Origin of the sequence: Lacihabitans sp. LS3-19, assembly GCF_024343575.1 — a bacterium.
In the GTDB taxonomy this organism is placed as follows: Bacteria; Bacteroidota; Bacteroidia; order Cytophagales; family Spirosomataceae; genus Leadbetterella.
Window position 1 is genome coordinate 1 of sequence record NZ_RJUA01000097.1, and the last position, 811, is coordinate 811.

At 42.8% G+C, this 811-nt stretch carries 1 protein-coding gene; it reads left to right on the forward strand.

Annotated features, from left to right (window positions below; genetic code table 11):
• The coding region (locus tag EGI22_RS15575) for a SprB repeat-containing protein (RefSeq protein ID WP_255069347.1) at window positions 1–811 on the forward strand (811 nt) is incomplete at both ends.

Here is an 811-nt window from a genome sequence, read left to right on the forward strand (position 1 = left end):
CGATCTCAACAACGATAACTCAGCCAGCCGCAGCCTTAGCTAGAAGTTTAACACAAACGAATGTATTGTGTTTTGGCAATAGCACTGGTGTGGTAACAGTAGCTGGTTCTGGTGGAACCTCACCATATACTTATCAATTAGGAATAGGGACCTATCAAGCGAGCGGTACATTTTCAGGTTTAGCAGCAGGCACCTATACAGTAAATGTAAAAGATGCGAATGGATGTATTACTCCACAATCGGTAACGATTACGCAACCAGCGATAGCCTTGTCAGCGAGCATAAGTTCAACAACGGATGTATTGTGCAAAGGCGATGCGACAGGAGCAGCGACAGTATTGGCAAGCAATGGCACAGCAGGTTATACATATCTATGGAGCGATGGTCAAACGACCGCCACAGCGACAGGATTGATAGCTGGAAGCTATAGTGTAACAGTAACCGATGCGAATGGCTGCAAAGTAGAAGATATTCCAGCAACGATCATCGAGCCAGCGATAGCTTTGTCAGCTATTGTTACTGATTATATACTAAGTTGCTCTGAAACTTCTGGTACCATAAATCTTTCTATATCAGGAGGAACACCCGGGTATACGTTTGATTGGGACAATGATGGCACAGGTGATTATAATGATTCACAAAACTTAACGACTGTAGCTGGTAACTATAATGTAGTTATTCGTGACGCAAATGGTTGTGAATATTTATCTTCAGGTCAAATTATTTTTACACCGTGTCCTGAATTAAGTATCGTAAAAGTTCAGTCTGCAGGCGAGAATCCTATCACTGCACCAGGCACACTGAACTATAC